At 60.4% G+C, this 21,160-nt stretch carries 20 protein-coding genes, 1 tRNA gene and 1 rRNA gene; 7 read left to right on the top strand and 15 right to left on the bottom strand.

What is annotated here, in order from left to right:
- Positions 1 to 2 precede the first annotated feature (2 nt).
- Positions 3 to 431, bottom strand: coding sequence for a 50S ribosomal protein L13 (rplM, locus tag IEV38_RS12675; protein WP_188396618.1), 429 nt, complete (start codon positions 429 to 431; stop codon positions 3 to 5).
- A gap of 297 nt (positions 432 to 728) precedes the next feature.
- Between rplM and IEV38_RS12670 the strand changes: the two genes are divergently transcribed.
- Entirely contained in the window at positions 729 to 1,166 is a 438-nt protein-coding gene (locus IEV38_RS12670; protein WP_188396616.1) for an OsmC family protein, read from the top strand.
- A gap of 96 nt (positions 1,167 to 1,262) precedes the next feature.
- On the opposite strand, the gene coq7 is transcribed toward IEV38_RS12670, so the two are convergent.
- Positions 1,263 to 1,889, bottom strand: a complete 627-nt coding sequence (gene coq7, locus IEV38_RS12665) for a 2-polyprenyl-3-methyl-6-methoxy-1,4-benzoquinone monooxygenase (RefSeq protein ID WP_188396614.1) — start codon at positions 1,887 to 1,889, stop codon at positions 1,263 to 1,265.
- A 265-nt stretch (positions 1,890 to 2,154) separates the two neighbouring features.
- Between coq7 and IEV38_RS12660 the strand changes: the two genes are divergently transcribed.
- Entirely contained in the window at positions 2,155 to 3,237 is a 1,083-nt protein-coding gene (locus IEV38_RS12660) for a porin (protein WP_229729037.1), read from the top strand.
- 310 nt (positions 3,238 to 3,547) lie between these two features.
- Complete coding sequence (locus tag IEV38_RS12655; protein ID WP_188396612.1) at positions 3,548 to 4,636, top strand: porin; 1,089 nt, start codon at positions 3,548 to 3,550, stop codon at positions 4,634 to 4,636.
- A gap of 112 nt (positions 4,637 to 4,748) precedes the next feature.
- Here the strand turns inward: IEV38_RS12655 and IEV38_RS12650 are convergent, their stop codons facing one another.
- From IEV38_RS12650 to IEV38_RS12620, 7 genes are all read right to left on the bottom strand, one after another.
- Positions 4,749 to 5,561 carry a DUF3025 domain-containing protein gene (locus tag IEV38_RS12650; protein ID WP_188396610.1) on the bottom strand — a complete coding sequence of 271 codons (813 nt, stop codon included), beginning with the start codon at positions 5,559 to 5,561 and terminating at the stop codon, positions 4,749 to 4,751.
- Between the two features lie 25 nt (positions 5,562 to 5,586).
- Positions 5,587 to 6,645 carry a dihydroorotase gene (gene pyrC, locus IEV38_RS12645; protein WP_188396608.1) on the bottom strand — a complete coding sequence of 353 codons (1,059 nt, stop codon included), beginning with the start codon at positions 6,643 to 6,645 and terminating at the stop codon, positions 5,587 to 5,589.
- Positions 6,646 to 6,735: 90 nt separating this feature from the next.
- Complete coding sequence (locus IEV38_RS12640; RefSeq protein WP_188396606.1) at positions 6,736 to 7,461, bottom strand: amino acid ABC transporter ATP-binding protein; 726 nt, start codon at positions 7,459 to 7,461, stop codon at positions 6,736 to 6,738.
- A gap of 30 nt (positions 7,462 to 7,491) precedes the next feature.
- On the bottom strand, positions 7,492 to 8,178 hold the full coding sequence (locus IEV38_RS12635) for an amino acid ABC transporter permease (RefSeq protein ID WP_188396604.1): 687 nt from the start codon (positions 8,176 to 8,178) through the stop codon (positions 7,492 to 7,494).
- The gene (locus IEV38_RS12630) at positions 8,171 to 8,914 is read right to left on the bottom strand and encodes an amino acid ABC transporter permease (RefSeq protein WP_188396602.1); all 744 of its coding nucleotides are present in this window, start codon (positions 8,912 to 8,914) and stop codon (positions 8,171 to 8,173) included. Before IEV38_RS12630 ends, IEV38_RS12635 begins: the two co-directional genes overlap by 8 nt.
- A gap of 57 nt (positions 8,915 to 8,971) precedes the next feature.
- Positions 8,972 to 9,889: a transporter substrate-binding domain-containing protein gene (locus tag IEV38_RS12625; protein ID WP_371869883.1), complete on the bottom strand. Its 918-nt coding sequence runs from the start codon at positions 9,887 to 9,889 to the stop codon at positions 8,972 to 8,974.
- A 142-nt stretch (positions 9,890 to 10,031) separates the two neighbouring features.
- Positions 10,032 to 11,912 (bottom strand): ABCB family ABC transporter ATP-binding protein/permease, encoded by a 1,881-nt coding sequence (locus IEV38_RS12620; RefSeq protein WP_188396600.1) that lies wholly within the window; start codon positions 11,910 to 11,912, stop codon positions 10,032 to 10,034.
- Positions 11,913 to 11,993: 81 nt separating this feature from the next.
- On the opposite strand from IEV38_RS12620, the gene IEV38_RS12615 reads away from it, so the two are divergent.
- A complete protein-coding gene (locus IEV38_RS12615) occupies positions 11,994 to 12,428 on the top strand; it encodes an acyl-CoA thioesterase (protein WP_188396598.1) in 435 nt (144 codons plus the stop codon).
- On the opposite strand, the gene IEV38_RS12610 is transcribed toward IEV38_RS12615, so the two are convergent.
- Complete coding sequence (locus IEV38_RS12610; RefSeq protein ID WP_188397031.1) at positions 12,419 to 14,131, bottom strand: long-chain-fatty-acid--CoA ligase; 1,713 nt, start codon at positions 14,129 to 14,131, stop codon at positions 12,419 to 12,421. The genes IEV38_RS12615 and IEV38_RS12610 overlap by 10 nt on opposite strands.
- Before the next feature lie 256 nt (positions 14,132 to 14,387).
- Here IEV38_RS12610 and IEV38_RS12605 point away from each other — a divergent pair, with 256 nt between their 5' ends.
- Positions 14,388 to 15,581: a M20 aminoacylase family protein gene (locus tag IEV38_RS12605; protein WP_188396597.1), complete on the top strand. Its 1,194-nt coding sequence runs from the start codon at positions 14,388 to 14,390 to the stop codon at positions 15,579 to 15,581.
- 38 nt (positions 15,582 to 15,619) lie between these two features.
- Here IEV38_RS12605 and IEV38_RS12600 read toward each other — a convergent pair whose 3' ends face one another.
- Both IEV38_RS12600 and IEV38_RS12595 read right to left on the bottom strand, forming a co-directional pair.
- Positions 15,620 to 16,081 carry a hypothetical protein gene (locus tag IEV38_RS12600; protein WP_229729036.1) on the bottom strand — a complete coding sequence of 154 codons (462 nt, stop codon included), beginning with the start codon at positions 16,079 to 16,081 and terminating at the stop codon, positions 15,620 to 15,622.
- Positions 16,082 to 16,235: 154 nt separating this feature from the next.
- Entirely contained in the window at positions 16,236 to 17,147 is a 912-nt protein-coding gene (locus IEV38_RS12595) for an NAD(P)-dependent oxidoreductase (protein ID WP_268234729.1), read from the bottom strand.
- A gap of 78 nt (positions 17,148 to 17,225) precedes the next feature.
- Here IEV38_RS12595 and IEV38_RS12590 point away from each other — a divergent pair, with 78 nt between their 5' ends.
- Together IEV38_RS12590 and glpK are read left to right on the top strand one after the other, a co-directional pair.
- Positions 17,226 to 18,110 carry an SMP-30/gluconolactonase/LRE family protein gene (locus IEV38_RS12590; RefSeq protein ID WP_188396596.1) on the top strand — a complete coding sequence of 295 codons (885 nt, stop codon included), beginning with the start codon at positions 17,226 to 17,228 and terminating at the stop codon, positions 18,108 to 18,110.
- A 9-nt stretch (positions 18,111 to 18,119) separates the two neighbouring features.
- Complete coding sequence (gene glpK, locus IEV38_RS12585) at positions 18,120 to 19,634, top strand: glycerol kinase GlpK (RefSeq protein ID WP_188396595.1); 1,515 nt, start codon at positions 18,120 to 18,122, stop codon at positions 19,632 to 19,634.
- Positions 19,635 to 19,683: 49 nt separating this feature from the next.
- Here glpK and IEV38_RS12580 read toward each other — a convergent pair whose 3' ends face one another.
- From IEV38_RS12580 to rrf, 3 genes are all read right to left on the bottom strand, one after another.
- Positions 19,684 to 20,187 carry a universal stress protein gene (locus tag IEV38_RS12580; protein WP_188396594.1) on the bottom strand — a complete coding sequence of 168 codons (504 nt, stop codon included), beginning with the start codon at positions 20,185 to 20,187 and terminating at the stop codon, positions 19,684 to 19,686.
- 325 nt (positions 20,188 to 20,512) lie between these two features.
- Positions 20,513 to 20,588: transfer RNA gene (locus IEV38_RS12575), tRNA-Thr, on the bottom strand.
- A 457-nt stretch (positions 20,589 to 21,045) separates the two neighbouring features.
- Positions 21,046 to 21,158: ribosomal RNA gene (gene rrf, locus IEV38_RS12570) — 5S ribosomal RNA — on the bottom strand.
- Between the last annotated feature and the right edge of the window lie 2 nt (positions 21,159 to 21,160).

Raw genomic sequence — 21,160 nt, 5'->3', positions numbered from 1 at the left:
CCTTAGAAATCGAGTGCTTTGGGTTGCTGAGCGGCGTGCGGGTGCGAATCCTCTGCATACACTTTCAGCTTCTTGATCATCGCGTAACCGAGCGGGCCTTTCGGCAGCATGCCCTTGACGGCTTTCTCGAGTGCGCGGCCCGGAAAACGCTGTTGCATTTTCAGGAAGTTGGTTTCGTAGATGCCGCCCGGATAACCGCTGTGGCGATAGTAGGTCTTGTCGGTGGCCTTGGTGCCGGTCACGCGCAGCTTGCCTGCGTTGATCACGACAATGTAGTCGCCGGTATCGACGTGCGGAGTGAATTCGGGTTTGTGCTTGCCGCGCAGTCGGCGTGCCACTTCGCTGGCAACACGTCCGAGGACCTTGTCCGTCGCGTCAATCACGAACCAGTCGCGCTGGACTTCATGTCCTTTTGCGGAAAAAGTTTTCATGATGACTTTCCAAAAAATGAATCGCTCAAAAATGGCGGTTACGCGCAACCTTCCGCGTACACATCCTTGTTGTCTCTTCCTGAGCGAACGGAAGAACCGCAAATTATAGGCTTTTCAAGGACTTGGCGTCAAACATCACCGCATCCGGCCTGCGTTTGCGACGGTTTTTCGTCTCATCCGGGCGACATTTCCGTGCCGGCCGCTCCGGCAATGCGCTGCCCGTCGCACCGAGCACGGCGGCAAGGAGGATCCGCAGTTACAATGTCACAACTTTTCATCTGCAAGGAATCGATTCACATGGAATGCACCGTACGCTGGACCGGCCTCGCTGCCGGCATGACCTTTCTGGCTGAAACCGGCTCCGGCCACGTCGTCGCCATGGACGGCGCGCCCGAGGGAGGCGGCCGCAACCTCGCGCCGCGCCCGATGGAAGTCGTGCTGCTCGGCACCGGCGGCTGCACCGCCTACGACGTCGTCGTCATCCTGCGCAAGAGCGGCCAGGACGTGCGCGGCTGCGACGTCTCGCTCAAGTCCGAGCGCGCCGAGACCGATCCCAAGGTCTTCACCAAGGTGCATTTCCACTTCACCGTGACCGGCCGCAACCTCAAGCCCAACGTGGTCGAACGCGCGATCAAGCTGTCGCACGACAAGTACTGCTCGGCCTCCATCATGATGGAGAAAACCGCCGAGATCACCCACTCCTACGAGATCGTGGAAGACGCGCCGGCGGCCTGACGCACTGTTGTCTCATCAACAAAAAACGGGAGCATCGGCTCCCGTTTTTGCTTTGCCAACAACATGCCGGTGCCGACAGCAAGCCGGCAAAGTTCTCTATATATAGTAGGCAGTCGACGTCATGACTTTCGCCATGGCGCGCATGACGTGCTGCGCCGGCGTCGGCACCTCGCTGGCGCCCAGATCGCGCGCCGCGTTGCCGTGCTCGGCCTCGTCGACCGCCATCTGCGACACGATCGCGAGCGACTTCATATCCTGCGCCGGCAGGCGGCTCATGTGGTCGTTCAGATGCGCCTCCACCTGGCGTTCGGTTTCCACCACAAAGCCCAGACTGCGTGCATCGCCCAGCTTGGCCGCCACCACGCCCAGCGCATAGGCGCCCGCGTACCAGACCGGATTGAGCAGACTCGGTCGCGAACCCAGTTCGCGCAGACGCTGCGCGGTCCATGCCAGATGATCTTCTTCCTCTCGCCCGGCGTGTTCAAACTGTCTGCGCACCGATTCGGTATGCGCGAAACGCGACTGCGACTGATATAGAGCCTGCGCGCACACCTCCCCCACGTGATTGACCCGCATCAGCCCCGCGCTATGACGGCGCTCTGCACCGTCCATGGTCGCCTCTGCAATTCCGCCGGCAGGATTGGGACGCCCGGCAACGGACACGCCGCTGATGACGCGCAGCGCGCTGTCGAACTGCTGGATCAGGCGATCGGGAAACAACATGGGGAAATCCTCCGGGACAACAACAAAAGGTGAAAGACTGTGTCTTTTCCAAAATACTAACCGATATCAAATCATTTTTTTATTGCAGCATTTAATCTTCCGCCGCCCTGCCGTAACCGGAACATATCCGGGAAACCCGATCAATTGCGCCCCTGCCAAGGCGCCGTACCCCAAGACACCGGCCATTCGCCTCATGAAGAAGATTTGCCTGCTTTTCCTTCTCGCCAGCCTGTCATCGCTTTCGGCGCGAGCAGAACAACCGACCATGACCATTTACGGCACCTTCGATCCACAGGCGCCGAAAGGCCAGCCTCCCATCCTGGAAATCAAGCCAACCGAATCGTCGGTCAGCCTCTACGGCACCATCGACGCTGGCGTGCGTCACGTGACCAATGCCGCGTCCAATGGCGGCAGCCTGCTGTCGATGAGTTCCAACGGCAACTACTACAACAACCGTTTCGGCATCAAGGGAACGGAAGACATCGGCGGCGGCATGAATGCCCACTTCCATCTCGAAGCCGGCTTCAATTCCGGCACCGGCGAACTGGACAATACCCAAAACCGTCTGTTCAACCGCATTTCCTCGGTCGGCATCGCTGGAGCCTTCGGTTCGCTCGACTTCGGCCGTCAGCCATCGGTCGCCTGCAAGGTGGTGCACGCCTACGATCCGTTCTCCTATCGCTACGTGCAGTTGATCCCGCTGGCGGGCGCGGTCGCAGGTCATGCAGACCCGGACAATCCGTTCGGCAAGCTGGGCGGCACCCGCTTCAGCAACGCCGCGCAATACATCGGCAAGTTCGGCAACCTTTCGGTGCTGGGCGAATATGTCTTTGGCGAAGTCAGCGGCTCCAGCGAGGCCAACAGCGCCAAGGCGCTCGGCATCGTCTATCGCCCCGGCCCATACGCCTTCGGCATCGCCTATACCCGACAACAACCCAACGTCGCCAACAGCGGCACACCCGACTATGCCGACCAGGACCAGTTGACCTTCGGGGCCGCATATAAATCAGGCGCCTGGCGGATCGCCGGCGGGCACATCGGCGCCAACTCGGAAACAACAAGACCCGGCACCATGCGCCGGGCACGCAACAACTGGTTCGGTGGCAGCTACGACATTACTTCGGCCATCGGCATTACTGCTGCTCTTTACAAGACCAGCCTGGGTTCCGCCAGCGGCGCGACCGCCAAGCGGGACCTGTTCATCGTGGGTGCCACCTATGCGCTCTCGACCCGCACCAACCTCTATGCGGACGTGGATCGCGCCAAGACCACCGGCTTTGCCTCCGCCACACCCGGCAGGCCGAACCACCAAACCGGCATATCGTTGGGAATCAACCACATGTTCTAGTTTGACAACAAGCCCTTCTTCCAAGGCTTGCCCCCCTTCCTCCCTCTGAAGAACGGGTTTTTATCAAAAGCCGGCGACTCACCCACGCCCCTTTTTGATGCACTGCCGCACCGAGGTGTTGCAAATAAACGTCATTTTTTACTTTTTATAAGCAGGCGATTTGATATTTGGTTGTCACTGAACAGTTAATTTGTTTCAATCAACCCGTCGTCCTGTCGTTGTACAGGCAGGACAGGCAGCTCCGCATTGGACGTTGTGGTTGCTTGAAACAAGTAAGCACTTCCTAAAACAACATTTGAGGAACATTTAAATGAAAAAATCGCTTTTGGCTCTGGCCGTTCTGGGCGCATTTGCAGGTGCTGCATCGGCACAATCGTCGGTTACCGTCTACGGTATCGTTGATACCGGTATCGGCAGCGTTGACATCAACAACGGCGGTGAGCGCACCACCGGCCTGACTTCGGGCGCACAATCGCCTAGCCGTATCGGCTTCAAAGGCACGGAAGATCTGGGTGGCGGTCTGAAAGCCAACTTCCAATTGGAAGCTGGTTTCAACTCGGATAACGGCGGTAGCGCAGCTTCCAACCAAATCTTCAACCGTGTCGCTACCGTTGGCCTGAGCGGCGCATTCGGCAAGGTCGATCTGGGCCGTCAAACGACGATCCTGAAAGACGCACACGACCAAATCGATCCGTTCGGTGGTTCGGGTTCGATCGGTAACATCGCTCGCATCTTCTACAACGGCGGCGTTGCTACAAACGGTGCAGCAGTCGGCGATCGCGTTTCGAACACCATCAAGTACCAAACCAACAGCTACTCCGGCTTCAAAGCTGGTGCAGCTTACACCTTCGGCGAACAAGAAGGCGATAACGGTGCTCAACGTCAATACGGCGTCGGCCTGGGCTACGCAAATGGCCCGCTGAACGTTCAGTTTGCTTACAACAACGTCAACGCTGACACCGCAACCGGTGGCGTCGTTACCCCGGTTGGCGAAGCTAAGATCGCCTTCATCGGCGCAACCTACAACTTCGGCGCATTCAAACTGCACGGCGCTTATGCTGATGGCAAGTTTGAAAGCAACGCTGGTGGTACCGATGTCAAATACCGCAACGGCCTGATCGGTGTTTCGCTGCCACTGGGTCCTGGTTCGCTGGCTGCTTCGTACGCCATCAACGACAACCGCACGTTCGACGATGCTGATTCGCAACAAGTTGCGATCCAGTACAGCTACGATCTGTCGAAGCGTACCAACCTGTACGCTGGTTACGCTCGCACCAACAACGATATCGGTGCAGCACTCGGTGGCAGCCAACTGGGTAGCCTGAACGTTACCAACGCCAGCGTTGGTGGTGGTCAAGACGTTTCCATCATCGCAGTCGGTATCCGTCACAAGTTCTAATTTCTCGCAGGCTTTGCCTGCTTGATCTTGAACATCAAAAAGCGCCTCCGGGCGCTTTTTGTTTTTGGTATGGCCACTTCATTTAGATTAGAAGGCCCGCTATGCTGATCCCTCAGCGCTGTCGTGGCGGGCGGAATACAGAGGCATCAGCATAGAAGGTCTCGTCCTGATCGTGCCACCAGTCCGGCACACCGAGCACCGGCAACGGCGAAAAATCCGCGGTGCTCAAGCCGCCCGCCAGTTGCTGCGCAACGGCGGCGTCGATCTCTTCCAGACTTGCTGCGACGCCGTTTTCCACGCATGGCGCGACGATCCATGTATGGCCCGTGATCGCCTTGTAGGGTTGGACCAGCTTTTCCATCAACGCATGTCCGAACAGCAGCACGCGGCTTTGCGATTGCAGTGCGGCGCGGCGCGCGATGAACAGAGTATGCCAGTCATGCATGCGCAAGGCTTGGACCAGGGACGGATCGCTGGCGACGAACAGTACGGCATTCTCGTCGAAGATGGTGGCCGCATCACGTACCTTTCCGCGCACCTGCCCATGCGCCTGAGCGCGCGCTTCCTCGGCAGATGCAATACTGGCGCACCGTTCGATCTCGGCCGCCTGTATCGCGTTGAGCTGGACCTTGATGCGCGGGAAATGCAGCCACACCAGCGCGTTGAAGAAGTCGTGGAGATTGTCGCGCGTCGGCACGCCGCCAGTGTCGCTGATGAACTGTTCATAGGCGACGCCCGGCTGCAGAGCGGATTGCGGAACGAAGCGGATCGGGAGGCCACGATGATTGCGCACGCCGAGTGCTTCAACACATCGGTTCAGCGCGGCACGCCAGTCATCTGCATGCGCAATCACCTCGCCGCACTCGCGCACCTGCGCCAACCAGGGGCGTGTCCAGTCGATCTGCTGCAGGAATGCCGCGCTCATGCCAACTGCCGGCCCGCCATTGTCGTCAGGCGAACTTCCAGCCCAGCTTGGCGCCTGCGTCCAGCGGCACCACGGTCGCATTTCCCATCGGCAGTTCGGCCGGAATCTCCCACTCCTCGCGGTGCAGCGTCATCTTGTCGGTATTGCGCGGCAGGCTGTAGAAATCGGGACCGTTGAAGGCGGCGAACTGCTCGAGCTTGTCGAGCGCGCCGGCGCGCTCGAACGCCTCGGCATACAGTTCCATCGCATGCAGCGCGGTGTAGCAACCGGCACAGCCGCAGGCGTGTTCCTTCATGCCCTTGGGATGCGGCGCGGAATCGGTGCCGAGGAAGAACTTGCTGCTGCCGGAGGTGGCAGCCGCCACCAGCGCCTGGCGATGCAGCTCGCGCTTCAGGACCGGCAGGCAATAGTAGTGCGGCCGGATGCCGCCCGTGAAGATCGCATTGCGGTTGTAGAGCATGTGCTGCGGCGTGATGGTCGCCGCCACGTAGCGGTCGGCAGCGGCCACATAGTCGGCCGCATCCTTGGTCGTGATGTGTTCGAACACCACCTTCAGTTCCGGCATGTCGCGCCGCAGCGGCTGCATGACGCGCTCGATGAAGACTGCCTCGCGGTCGAAGACGTCGATGGCAGGATCGGTCACTTCGCCATGCACGAGGAAAGGCATATTGACCTTCTGCATCATCTCCAGCGTTTTCATGCACTTGGAGAGATTGCTGACGCCGGCATCCGAGTTGGTGGTGGCACCGGCCGGATACAGCTTGACCGCATGCACCACACCGCTGTCGCGCGCGCGCTGGATTTCCTCCGGCGGCGTGTTGTCGGTCAGATACAGCGTCATCAGGGGCTCGAAGCGCATGCCGGCCGGCAGCGCCGCCAGGATGCGTTCGCGGTAGGCGACGGCCTGCTCGGTGGTCGTCACCGGCGGCTTCAGGTTCGGCATGATGATGGCGCGCGCGAACTGGCGTGCCGTGTCGGGCAGGACGGAGGCGAGCGTTGCGCCGTCGCGCAGGTGCAAGTGCCAGTCGTCGGGGCGGGTGATGGTCAGGCTGGCGGGGTGCTGGCTGGCGTTTTGTGTGGTCATGGCAGTCTTTCGGTCAACCCTGCCATTTTACCTGTTCACAACGCAATGTCCCTGCATGCCGGCATGACCGGCTTGCACACGGAATTGTCGTCAGTGAATGATCTTGGCCAGGAAATCGCGTGCGCGCTCGGACTGCGCGCCGCCGAAGAACGCATCCTTGGCGCTGTCTTCGACGATCGCGCCCTTGTCCATGAAGATCACGCGGTTGGCGACCTTCTTCGCGAATCCCATCTCGTGCGTGACGACCATCATGGTCATGCCTTCCTGCGCCAGACCGACCATCACGTCCAGCACCTCGTTGATCATTTCCGGATCGAGCGCCGAGGTCGGCTCGTCGAACAGCATGGCGACCGGGTCCATGGACAGCGCACGCGCGATCGCGACGCGCTGTTGCTGGCCGCCGGAAAGCTGGCCCGGGAACTTCTCCTGGTGCGCGAGCAGACCGACGCGATCGAGATACTTGAGGCCACGCTCGGTCGCCTCTTCCTCGCTGCGGCCGAGCACCTTGACCTGGCCCAGCGTCAGGTTCTGGCGGATCGACAGATGCGGAAACAGTTCGAAGTTCTGGAACACCATGCCGATGCGCGAACGCAGCCTGGACATGTTGGTCCCCGGCGCGCCCACCGCGATGCCGTCAACCGTGATGCGCCCCTTCTGGAAAGGCTCGAGTCCGTTGACGGTCTTGATCAGCGTCGATTTGCCGGAACCCGACGGACCGCAAACCACCACCACGTCGCCTTTGGCTACCTGCGTCGTGCAGTCGGTCAGCACCTGGAAGCTGCCGTACCACTTGCTGACGTTGTCCATCTCGATCATGACTTGTTCTCCCGATTGATGTTCGTCCGCCTAGCGGATGATGGCGGTACGCTTGTGGATCTGCTTGACGATCAGCGACAGACCAAGGCTCAGCACGAAATAGACGACGGCGATGAACAGCGTCATCTCGACCACGCGGCTGTCGCGCTGCGCGATCTTGGTGGCGGCACCGACGAAGTCCGTCACGTTGAGCAGCGACACCAGCGACACGTCCTGGAACAGGATGATGGTCTGCGTCAGCAGCAACGGCAGCATGTTGCGCCATGCCTGTGGCAGGATCACGAGTCGCATCGACTGCCCGTAGGTCAAACCCAGCGCATAGCCCGCATTGACCTGCCCCCTCGGCACGCTCTGTATGCCGGCGCGCATGATCTCGCAGAAGTAGGCGGCTTCGAACAGGATGAAGGTGATATAGGCGGAGCGGTCGGCACCGACCGCGACCGGCCATTCCGACCCGCTGATCCATTGCAGGCCCAGCGGCAACAGGAAATAGAACCAGAAGATGACCAGCAGCAGCGGCACCGAGCGCATGACGTTCACGTAGCCGGCCGCCAGCATCGACAAGGTCTTGTTGCTCGACAGCCGCGCCATCGCGAGCAGCGTGCCGAAGATGACGCCGCCGATGGTGGCGACGATCGTCAGCTGTATCGTGTATTGCAGGCCAAGCAGCAGCAGCGGCCAGCTGTCGGTGATGACGGCGAAATCGAAATCAGACATGGCGCGCTCCCCCGCTTTGCCCCGTGCCTTGTCCCGGGATTGCCAGCCTGCGTTCGACCAGCGCCATCAACCTGTTGGCTGCCAACGCGATCAGCAGGTACATCAGCGTGGCGGCGGCAAATGCCTCGAAGTAGCGGAAGGTCATCTCGCCCATCTCGCGCGTGCGGAAGAACAGTTCGACCAGGCCGATCGAATAGGCAACCGCCGTGTTCTTGATCAGGTTCATGAGCTCCGAAGTCAGCGGCGGAATGATCATGCGGTAGGCCATCGGCAGCAGCACGTAGCGATAGGTCTGCATGGGCGTCAGTCCCAGCGCATAACCAGCATTGCGCTGACCGCGCGGCAATGCCCGTACGCCAGAACGCACTTGCTCGGCGATGCGCGCCGCCGTGAAGAAGCCGAGGCAGATGACGGCGGTGGCGAACTGGTGCTGGATCGGATCGAGCTCGATCACGATGGATTTGATGGGCGGGATCACGCTGGGTACCACGAAGTACCAGACGAAGAACTGCACCAGCAACGGGATATTGCGGAACACCTCGACATACGCGCCGCCCAGCATGACCAGCCAGCGTTTCTCGGTGGTGCGCGCGATGCCGATCAGCGAACCGAGCACGAAGGCCATGATCCACGAGAGTGCGGCGACCGCCAGCGTCCAGCCGAGTCCCGACAGCAGCATGGCGCCCCAGGTCGGATCGCCTTCAGCCATCGGCTCGAAGAATATGCTCAGGTCCATGTCGCACCGTCCTTCCTGTCGCGAGATGATGATCCGTTCGCCATGCGTACTCCCGTATCAGATGCCGTTGTCGTTCGGCTCGAGGAAGGCCTTGCGCAGGGATTCCTTGAGCGGGAAATGCAGATTCAAGCGGCGCGGCGGAATCGGCTGCACGAACCATTTGTCGTAGATCGCGTATATCTCGCCAGAACGCATCACGTCGCCCACGGCCTTGTCGACCAGTGTCTTGAATTGCGGATCGTCCTTGCGCAGCATCATGCTGTAGGGTTCCTCGCGCAGCGATTCCGGCAGGATCTTGTAGAGATCGGGCTTCTTGGCATTGGCGATCTGCCCGGCCAGCAGGATGTCGTCCATGACGAAGGCGGCAGCGCGATCCTCGGCCATCAGCAGGAAGGCTTCCGCATGGTCCTTGCCGTAGATTTCCTTGACGCGCACTTCCCTGCCGCGCTGGTGCGCGCGCAGCAACGGCACCGAGGTCGTGCCCGAGGTGGTGGAGACCGTGCGGCCATCGAGCTGGGCGATGCTGTCTATGCCGGAACTCTTCTTGACGGCGGCCGAAACATTGATGAGGAAATAGGTCGGGCCGAAAGCCACTTGCTGCTGGCGCCCCCTGGAATTGGTGGTCGAGCCGCATTCGAGATCGATGGTGCCGTTCTTCAGCAGCGGAATACGGTTGCTCGAGGTGACCGGCTGCACGCGCACCTCGAGATCGGGCATTGCCAGCTGCGTCTTCACCGCATCGACGATCTTCATGCAGAGGTCCATCGCGTAGCCGATGGGCTGCGCGCGATTGTCCAGATAGGAAAACGGAATCGACGATTCGCGATGGCCGAGCGTGATGGTGCCGGTCGCCTTGATCTTCTTCAGCGTGCCGGTCAATGGCTGTTCCGGCATCTGTCCGGCCTGCTGCGCCACTGCATTGCCGGCGACCAGCAACATGGCTGCCAGCGTCGTGCCAAGCCTGCTCCAGTTCATGCATTCTCCTTCAATGGAAAGTGCCGCGCTCCCGGCAACCATGGCAACTTTCAGGCCAGCAGGTGTCGTCCCATTTCTCAGGACGCGGCTCCCTGCATGGAGCCCTGGTTTTGCATTCGCGGTTCCGGCGATCGGATGGACTCTAGCGTAACGCAGAATCCGGTGAATCCGCCAGCGCGGCAAACAACTCGCCCGAACCCGGCTCCTCTTCCTGCACGACATGACGTTGCATCTGTTGGCGCTGCCACATCTGCGCATACAGCCCATTGGCATTCAGCAAGGCGGCATGCGTGCCGCGCTCGACGATGCGCCCCTGATCCATGACCAGAATCTGCGCAGCATCTGCAATCGTTGACAGCCGGTGCGCAATCACCAACGTGGTGCGGTCGCGCGCGATCTCCTTGAGCTGCGACTGGATAGCCTGTTCCGCATGCGTATCCAGTGCCGACGTTGCCTCATCGAAGATCAGGATGGCCGGATGCTTGAGCAGGGTGCGCGCAATCGCGACCCGCTGCTTTTCGCCACCCGACAGCTTGAGGCCGCGTTCACCAACCATGGTGTCATAGCCATCCGGCAGCGATTCGATGAAATCGTGAATATAGGCCGACTTTGCCGCCGCAACCACATCGGCACGCTGCGCGCCCGGCCGCCCATAGGCAATGTTGTACTCGATGGTGTCGTTGAACAGCACCGTGTCCTGCGGCACGATGCCAATGGCCTGCCGCAGCGAATGCTGCGTGACATGGCGAATATCCTGGCCGTCGATCAGGACCGCGCCGGCGCTCACGTCATAGAAGCGGAACAACAGTCTCGACAAGGTCGATTTACCGGCGCCGCTGTGTCCGACCACTGCCGTCGTGGTACCGGCCGCAATCGTGAAATCCACATCGAGCAGGATTTTCCGGTTCGCTTCGTAAGCGAAATCCACATGCGAGAAATGTACCTCGGCGCCACGTATCTGCAGCGGCACGGCATCCGGCGCATCGGCAATCTCGCGGTTTTCCTCGAGCAGCGAGAACAGGCGTTCCATGTCGGCCATGCTCTGCTTGATCTCGCGGTAGATCACGCCAAGGAAATTGAGCGGGATGTAGAGCTGGATCATGAAGGCATTGACCAGCACCAGGTCGCCCAGCGACATGCTGCCATCGATCACGCCCTGCGTGGCACGCCACAGGATCAGCGTGACGGCGACGGCGATGATGGCCGACTGGCCGGTATTGAGCAGCGACAGCGAGGTCTGCGACTTGACGGCGGCGCGCTCGTAGCGCTGCAGGCCTTCGTCGTAACGCCGCGCTTCCACCTCCTCGTTACCGAAGTATTTGACCGTCTCGTAATTGATCAGCGAATCGATGGCGCGCGTGCTGGCCTTCGATTCGAGATCGTTCATGGTGCGCCGGAAATGCGTGCGCCACTCGGTCACCACCACGGTGAAAACGATATAGCACAGCAAGGCGCCACCGGTGATCAGCGTGAACCAGATATCGTAGTGCAGCGCCAGATAGACCAGCACCAGTACGATCTCCACCAGCGTTGGCAGAATGCTGAACAGCGTATAGGACACCAGCGACGAAATGCCGCGCGTACCGCGTTCGATATCGCGCGTCATGCCACCGGTCTGGCGATTCAGATGAAAGCGCAGCGACAGCGCATGCAGGTGGCGGAACACCTTGAGCGCAATCGTGCGTACGGCCCGTTGCGTGACGCGTGCGAACAGATATTCGCGCAACTCGGTGAAGGCAGTCGTCGCCAGACGCAACGCACCATACGCCAGCAGGATACCGACCGGCAGCACCAGCATGGCCTGCACGCTGCCGGCCGGAATGGTGACGCCATCGATCAGTTCCTTGAGCACCAGTGGCACACCGACGTTCGCCATCTTGGCCGCGATCAGACACAGCAGTGCCACGCCAACCCGCCATTTGTAGGTCCATAGATAGGGAAGCAGCGTGGCCAGCGCAGCCCAGTCGTTGCGGCCGGCACGTGGCGGCATGGCTGGTTCGGAAGACGGAGAGGAACGACGCATGCGGCAGGATCGAGATGGATGGTTTATGCTGCGGAAGCAGAATTGTAGCGGTTAGCGCCGCTTTCCACCGGAGCCTCCCTCATGTCCAACGCGCCCAGCGAACATCACACCTGCCTGCCTTCAGGAAAAATCCCCCAGATGCGCGTGGTCGCCATGCCGCATGATGCCAACATGCATGGCGACGTGTTCGGCGGCTGGATCATGTCGCAGGTGGATCTGGCAGGCGCGGTCTGCGCCACGCGTCGTGCCAACGGCCGGGTGGCGACGGTGGCCGTCAATTCTTTTCTCTTCAAGCATCCGGTGTTCGTCGGCGACCTGCTGTCGATCTATGCCGACATCGTCCGGGTCGGCAATACCTCCATCACCGTCAATGTCGAGTGCTACGCAGAACGCAGCCAGCTGGAAACCGACATCGTCAAGGTGACCGAAGCCACGCTGACCTACGTGGCGACCGATGACCAGCGTCGTCCGCGCCCGCTGCCGCCGCTCATCGACGCAGTGGACGATCAGGCCTGAACTGCGGGCGCGGCCGGCTGCAACGCAGCCCTGGCCTCGTCGCGCAATTCGCGCCGCAGGATCTTGCCGACGTTCGACTTCGGCAACTCATCACGAAACTCGATGTGGCGCGGCTTCTTGTAGCCGGTGAACTGTTCGCGGCAATATTGCAGCAGCACTTCCTCGGTCAGCGCCGGGTCGCGTCGCACCACGAACAGCTTGACCGCCTCGCCCGTATGCGGATCGGGCACGCCGACGCAGGCGCATTCGAGCACGCCCGGATGCGCCGCCACCACGCCCTCGATTTCGCTCGGATAGACGTTGAAGCCCGACACCAGGATCATGTCCTTCTTGCGATCAACGATACGCACGTAGCCACGCTCATCCATGATGCCGATATCGCCCGACTTGAAGAAGCCGTCGGCCGTCATGGACAACGTCGTCTCCACCGGATTGTTCCAGTAACCGGCCATCACCTGCGGCCCCCGTATGGCGATCTCGCCCGGCTGCCCCGGCGAAACGTCGTTGTCATGATTGTCAATGATGCGGATCGCCGTCGAGGGTAGCGGCAGGCCGATCGTGCCGGAGAATTCGGTGGCGTCCACCGGATTGGAGGTCACCGCCGGCGAAGTCTCCGACAGGCCATAGCCTTCGATGATGGTCACCCCGGTGACTTCGCGCCAGCGGTCGCTGACCACTTTCTGCACCATCATGCCGCCGCCGTTGCACAGCAGCAGGCTGGAGAAATCGAGCTTGCCGAAGTCCGGATGATTGAGCAGACCGTTGTAGAGCGTATTGACGGCCGGAAGAAGATTGAACGGATACTTGCCGAGCTCCTTGATCATGCCGGCGATGTCGCGCGGATTGGGGATCAGGACGTTGATCGCACCAAGCCGCAAACCCGTCATGCAGCAGACCGTCAATGCAAAGATATGGTAGAGCGGCAGCGCGCAGACGAAGTTGAGCGCCTTGTCCGGCGGCTGACGGCGCAGCACCGGCATGATCCACGCCTCGTTCTGCAGGACATTGGCGATGATGTTCGCATGCGTGAGCACCGCGCCCTTGGCGGTGCCGGTAGTGCCTCCCGTATATTGCAGGAAGGCGATGTCTTCACGATGCAGCACCGGCTTTTGCAACGTCAGGCTGGCGCCCTGTCTGAGAATCTCCTTGAATGCAATCGCGCGCGGCAGCGAATATGCCGGCACCATCTTCTTGATGTGCCTGACTACCAGATTGACGATGCCGCCCTTCAGGCCACCCAGCATGTCGCCCATGGATGCCACCACCACATGCCTGACCTGGGTGCTGTCGATGATCTTCTCCAGCGTGGCGGCAAAGTTTTCCAGAATGACGATGGCTTCCGCACCGGAATCGATCAGTTGATGCTGCAGTTCACGCGGCTTGTAGAGCGGATTGACGTTGACCACCACATAACCGGCGCGCAGCACCGCAGCCAGCGCGATCGGATACTGCAGGACATTGGGCATCATCAGTGCCACGCGCGCGCCCTTCTGCAGGCCGGTGCTTTGCAGCCATGCGCCCACACATTGCGAATAGCGATCCAGCTCCCGATAGCTCAGGAACTTGTCCATGCAGACGAAGGCATGGCGATCGGCGTACTTGTCGAACGCCTCTTCCAGCAGCTGCACCAGCGAATCGTATTGGGTAAAGTCGATCTCTGCCGGCACGCCCTGCGGATACGATTGCAACCAGCCCTTGTCCATCTCCACCTCGCATCTGTGATTATTATCGGTGTCCCCACGCATGGGGGAAGCGATTCCTCATGGAGAAGATGCTATCGGTCGTACTTCTCCAGCGCAAGCATTATGCATGAGAAAGTCCGCCGGTCAGGCCTTGCGAACGGGACCTGGCGGCATGTCCCGTCCTCCTTTTTGACGTACCATAAAGGATCATTCACGCCTGTCGTCACGCGCCTTGCCGCGGTTTCCGACAGGCGGCATACGCTATCCGGAGTCACACATGAAACTGATCGATCCCATACTCCAGTTCCAGGCCGAACTGCAGGACATCCGGCGCGCCATTCATGCACGTCCCGAACTGTGCTTCGAGGAACACGACACCGCCGAACTGGTCGCTCGCAAACTCGGTGAATGGGATATTCCGGTCGTGCGCGGACTTGGCGTGACCGGCGTGGTCGGTATTCTCAAGCAGGGCAGCAGCGATCGCGCCATTGGCCTGCGCGCTGATATGGATGCGCTGCCCATGCAGGAACTCAACACCTTCCCGCACACTTCGCAGAACGAAGGGAAAATGCATGCCTGCGGCCATGACGGTCATACCGCGATGCTGCTGGGTGCGGCCCGCTATCTGTCGCAGCATCGTCATTTCGACGGCACGGTCTATCTGATCTTCCAGCCGGCCGAGGAAGGTGGCGGCGGCGCGAAGCGAATGATGGATGATGGCCTGTTCGAACGCTTCCCGATGGAAGCCGTGTTCGGCATGCACAACTGGCCCGGCATGCAGGCCGGCCAGTTCGGCGTGACGGCGGGGCCGATGATGGCCTCGAGCAACGAGTTCGAGGTGACCGTAACGGGCAAGGGCTGCCATGCCGCGCAACCGCACAAGGGCATCGATCCGGTCATGATCGCGGTACAGATCGCACAGAGCTGGCAGACCATCATCAGCCGCAACCGCAATCCGCTCGATGCCGCCGTGCTGTCGATCACGCAGATTCATGCCGGCAGCGCCACCAACGTGATTCCGGACGACGCCAGCCTGATCGGCACGGTGCGCACCTTCGATCTGAAGAATCTCGACCTGATAGAAGAACGCATGCGCGCGATTGCCGAACATACGGCACAGGCCTTCGATGCCAGCGTGGATTTTCGCTTCACGCGCAACTACCCGCCGTTGATCAACCACGCCAAGGAAACTGCCTTTGCCGCCAGGGTCATGCAGGATATTGTCGGCGTCGAGAACGTCGATACCCAAGTCGAGCCGACCATGGGCGCGGAAGACTTTGCCTTCATGCTGCAGGAAAAACCGGGCTGCTACGTCTTCATCGGCAATGGCGAGGGCGATCACCGCATGGCCGGCCACGGCCTGGGTCCGTGTAACCTGCACAATCCCAGTTACGACTTCAACGACGACCTGCTGCCGATCGGCGCCACCTACTGGGTCCGGCTGGCCGAAAGCTGGCTGGCACCCGCATAAAAAAGAGGCACGATCGGATCGTGCCTCTCTATGAATAGTCAGGCCAGAACGGCGACCATCTGCGTGCCATAGGCAACCAGATAGCCGCCATGCTCGCGCTGCCACGCCTGCGCGGTGGCGGCATCCGCAAACCAGTTGAGCTGATGATCGTTGAACATGCCGAGCTCGAGACGATAACCGTCCAGCAGGCTGTCCGGCCGATGCGCAATCTCCTGCTTGCACTTTTCCCACGCCGCAAAACCGAGTTCCCGCGCGAGCATGTGCAACACGTGCTTGAGCTGCAGCGAAGCGCGAATTTCAAGCAGTTCGCGCAACTGCAGTTCGGGCGTGACCCGCTGCGCAATCAATCGGCGCAGCACCGGCATGGCACGCGTCATGTCGTCGCCATGCACGTCGCGCAGCAATCGCCTCGCGTAGCGGCGCAGAAAAACAAGAGGATCGGGAGTGTTGCCGAGCGGGTTGCGGCCATCGGCAATGGCGGGAGCGTGTGTAGACCACATGACGTTTCCTTTCATCATTGTCGTTCTCGCGGCGACAGAAAAAAGGAGAGGTCGTGGATGAATCCAGGTACCACACGACAGGTGCATCGGCTTTTGCGAGAGCGGGCAGCCTGTCCTACCCGTGCAGCCATTCTAGCGCAAATGCGCGGTGCGTTCAGGGCAGTTGATCGGGAATGTCGCCCAGACGCAAGCCTGGATTGTCGTGCTCGAGCGCCAGCAGCACCGCCGACTGGTCGGCACGCGGCGCAGTCGGCATCAGCGACTGGTAGTGCTTCGTCACTAGCTCCGTCAATGGCAAGCGCAGACCTGCATCGGCAGCGGCAATCAATACGTTCTCGAGATCCTTGTGCTGGCTCATTACCTGTCCGCCAGGCAAGAAGTTGCGCTCCAGCATGCGCTGCCCATGGACTTCGAGAATACGGCTTTCGGCGAAGCCGCCGCGTATCGCCGTGCGCACGGCGGCAGGATCCGCACCGCCCGCCTGCGCCAGCAGCAATGCCTCGGCGACGATGTTCAATGTGCCACCGACAATCAACTGATTGCACAGCTTGGCCACCTGGCCGCAGCCGGCCGGCCCCACCAGCGTCGGCCTCCCCATCGCCTGCAACACCGGCTCGGCCTCGGCAAAGTCCTGCGCTTCGCCACCCGCCATGATCGCCAGCGTGCCGGCCTGCGCGCCCACCACGCCGCCAGAAACCGGAGCATCGATGAAGCGCACCCCTGCTGTTGCAAGCTGTGCATGACGTTCCTGCGCCTCGGACTGGCGCGTGGAACTCATGTCGATCACCAGAGCGCCGGTACGCAAGCCCGGTAACGCGGCATCGATGACCCGGGCAACAATGGGGCCCGCCTCCAGCATGGTGATGACGATATCGGCAGTACGCACGGCGTCGGCCACCTGCTCGGCAACCCGTGCGCCCAGCGGCGCCAGCTCGTCCGACTTGGCACGCGTACGGTTCCATACGGTTACGCCATAGCCGGCCTGCAAAAGACGGGTCGCCATGGGCTTGCCCATCAGACCGATTCCAAGAAAGGCGATGCGGGGCTGGGCTGGGGACTGCTTCACTTCTGACTCCTTGAACACATTTGTTAAGCAATATTTTGCCTGCATAATGGCCATTCCACCTTGAAAAGGCAACCGACGATGGAAAACTGCCAGCCCGCGCTCGACGTTCGCATGCAACTTGGCGAATGCCCCCTATGGCATCCGCACGAATCCGTTCTCTACTGGGTCGATATCGACGGATGTGCCGTTCATCGCCTTGCGCCATCCGACAACACGCATACCCGGTGGGACATGCCGAGCGAACCGGGCTGCATTGCCCTGCATGCGCAAGGCGGCCTGCTGGTGGCCCTGCGCTCGGGACTTGCGCATCTGCATACCGATAGCGGCGCGCTGACCATGCTCGACGAACCGCCGTACGACCAGAGCGTGATGCGCTTCAACGACGGCCGCACCGATGCGGCGGGACGTTTCTGGGTCGGCACGATCTATGAACCGCGCGACCATGCCGCCGCCGCGCTGTATTGCGTGGAGAACGACATTCTGCACGACAGCGGCAAGCGCGCCACGGTGTCGAACGGACTCGCCTTCAGTCCCGATCAGCGCACGCTCTATCACAGCGACACGACCACGCACCGCATCTTTGCGTACGACTATGATCCTGCCCATGGAGAAATAACGGGATCGCGCATATTGCGGCAATTCTCCACCGATCGCACCCATCACTACGGCGGCCGCCCCGACGGCGGCGCGGTCGATAGCGAGGGAGCATACTGGAGCGCCATGTACGAAGGCGGACGCCTGTTGCGTCTGTCACCACAAGGCGAGATCCTGCAGGAAGTTCCGCTACCGGTACGCTGCCCGACCATGATGGCATTCGGCGATGACGATCTGCGCACGCTGTACGTCACGACCGTGAGCAAGAATCGCCCGTCGGATGAACTCGCACGTTTCCCACACTCGGGATATCTGTTGAAACTGCGCGTCGAGGTTCCCGGCCTGCCCGAGCATCTGTACCGCTGCTAAGGAACATTGATGCAACGTTTCATCCTTGCGCTTGACCAGGGCACAACGAGTTCGCGCGCCATCCTGTTTGATCGGGCCGGACAGATAGTCGGTGCCGCCCAGCAGGATTTTCCTCAGCACTTCCCGCATCCCGGATGGGTGGAACACGATGCCGGCGTCATCTGGCAGAGCCAGCTTGCAGTCGCGCGACAGGTAATGCATGAGCAGAAGGTGAACGCCGCGGAAATCGCCGCCATCGGTATCGCCAATCAGCGCGAGACAACCGTCATCTGGGATCGCACAAGCGGCGAACCGATTGCCCCGGCCATCGTGTGGCAGGACAGGCGCACGGCCGGCCTCTGCGAGGAGCTGCGCCAGGCAGGGCACGAAGCGCTGTTCCGCGACAGGACCGGACTGGTGCTCGACGCCTATTTTTCGGGCACCAAGATCAAATGGCTGCTTGAACACGTGCCCGGCGCACGTGCTCGCGCGGAGCGCGGTGAACTGGCTTTCGGCACCATCGACAGCTGGCTGATCTTCAAACTGTGCGGTCGGCATGTGACCGACGTCAGCAACGCTTCTCGCACGCTGCTGTTCGACATCCATGCCCTGCGATGGGACGACGCACTACTCGAAGCGCTGTCTATTCCGCACAGCCTGCTGCCGGAAATCGTGCCCAGCAGCGGCATCGTGGCCGGTACCGATGCCGATCTGTTCGGCCTCTCGATTCCGATTGCCGGCATCGCAGGCGACCAGCAGGCCGCCACATTCGGACAGAACTGCTTTCAGCCGGGCATGGCGAAGAACACATACGGCACCGGCTGCTTCATGCTGCTCAATACCGGAACGCAACCGACCCGCTCGCGCAACAACCTGCTGACCACCGTCGGCTGGCATTGTGAACATGAAGCTGATGCCAGCTACATGCTGGAAGGCAGCGTCTTCATGGCCGGCGCCATCGTCCAGTGGTTGCGCGATGGCCTGGGCATGATTGCGCGTTCCGACGATATCGAGGCATTGGCACGCACGGAACCCGACAGCGCGGGCATCGTACTCGTCCCGGCCTTCAACGGCCTCGGCGCGCCCTACTGGGATCCCTATGCACGCGGCATGCTGATCGGCATGACGCGCGGCACCAACAAGGCACATATCGCGCGTGCCGCGCTCGAAAGCATTGCGTACCAGAGCGCCGATTTGATGCAAGCCATGCAGCGAGACGCCACCACGCCGTTGCTTGAGTTGCGGGTGGATGGCGGTGCCGCGCGCAACGATCTGCTGATGCAATTCCAGGCTGACATTCTCGACACGGCCGTGATTCGTCCGGTCGTCACGGAGACCACGGCGCTTGGTGCCGCCTATCTGGCCGGACTGGGAGTCGGCTTCTGGAAAAGCCGCGATGAAGTTGCCGCGCTATGGCAGATCGAACGCCGCTTCGAACCGGACATGAGCGCCAGCGAGCGTGAGGCCCGTCTGGAGCAGTGGCATCGCGCAGTACAACGCGCGAGTGATTGGGAACAGCCCGTTCTCCAGGACATGTCCACTTGACCATGAAAAAAGGCCGCCATCATGGCGGCCTTCAAGGTCGGACTATCAATCATTCGACAGCCAGCCACAGGAATGTCAACCCGATGCCTACCGGGATGCCAAAACGCTCGAGCCTGCTCGCTTCACCGCGTGCCACGACCTCCACCGGCGTATCGGTCAGGGCCATGACCTTGTTGACGATCGATCCCTGGAAGAACCGGGTCAATGCATTTTTTCTCGTCGTTCCCATGACGATCTTGTCCACCTGCGTTTGCAACGCGCTTTGCGCAAGTTGTTCGGCGACATCGCCCTTGCGCACGCTCACTTCATAATCGATACCAGCTTTCGACAGCAATGACATCGCATCCTTCATTGCGGCCTCGGCTCGTTCGGCCTGCAGCTGCCTGACAGCCGTTGCAGTCGCAAATCGTGTGATATGGCGCGGCAGGCGCGGCTGTACGTTTGCCAAAGTGACGCGCACGGGTTCGGCATGCAGCGCACGTTGCTGCATCACATGCTCTACCGCATGCAACGCACTGCGCGAACCATCGACCGGAATCATGATATTGAGCATGGTTGTCTCCTCCATGTTGTTATGCGTAGGGTGATCGGTATGTCCGCATCGTTTTCCCTGCTTTCAACATAGGCGACCGATCAATGAGCGTCAATGCATTTCTCAATTTTTTGTGAAGACTGCATTTCGATAAAATGGCGCTTTCCTTTTCAATGCCTGCCACGAAAGTAAGTACTCATTTTTATCGGTATTACAGGCCCGTCTTGCTGATGTCCATGCGCGTCATTTTTGAAAGATGCCACCATCGATTTGCATGGTACCCCGGAATCTGCAGCATCAGATATGAAAAAAGGGCAGTCCAATATGGACTGCCCTTTTTATTTTCTGGTGCCGCTTGCCGGATTCGAACTGGCGACCTTTTCATTACGAATGAACTGCTCTACCAACTGAGCTAAAGCGGCGAACAAGACTTCAGACATCTTGCGAAGCCGCATATTCTAGCAGCAAAAATGTTTTTTGTAACGCCCATTCTCCTTTGCGCGGCCGCTAACACCACCGATGATTAGCCGATGAACAGCAGCCTACATCAGTAACTGACACTTGCAAGACGTCTTGCACGATGTCGGGCCTGATTGCCCCAGCCCAGACAACTCGCGAGGTAACTACGTACGTTCATCGAGCAGCTGGAGGAAAGGCCAAACGAAGCACAAGGCAAACCGAGGCGTCCGTCGGTGTGTAGAGGAAGAAGAATCCAAAGGAAGGAGTGAGAGATTGGGCCGCAGCGGAAGAATGGGGAGGCCTGAAGCCCGAGCCAGAGTCCGCCCCCCAAGCTTGAATCTAAAAGCCCAAAGCCCCGAAGCTTAAGCCTCAAAGCAAAAACCCCCACCAACGCATGTTGATGGGGGTTTTCTAATAAAAGCCTGACGATGACCTACTTTCACACTGGTTGCAGCACTATCATCGGCGCAAAGTCGTTTCACGGTCCTGTTCGGGATGGGAAGGGGTGGTACCAACTCGCTATGGTCATCAGGCA

Source organism: Oxalicibacterium flavum, from assembly GCF_014635065.1.
Classification (GTDB): Bacteria; Pseudomonadota; Gammaproteobacteria; order Burkholderiales; family Burkholderiaceae_D; genus Oxalicibacterium; species Oxalicibacterium flavum.
Note: the sequence above shows the minus strand (reverse complement) of the source record. Positions and strands in the feature narration are given on the sequence as shown.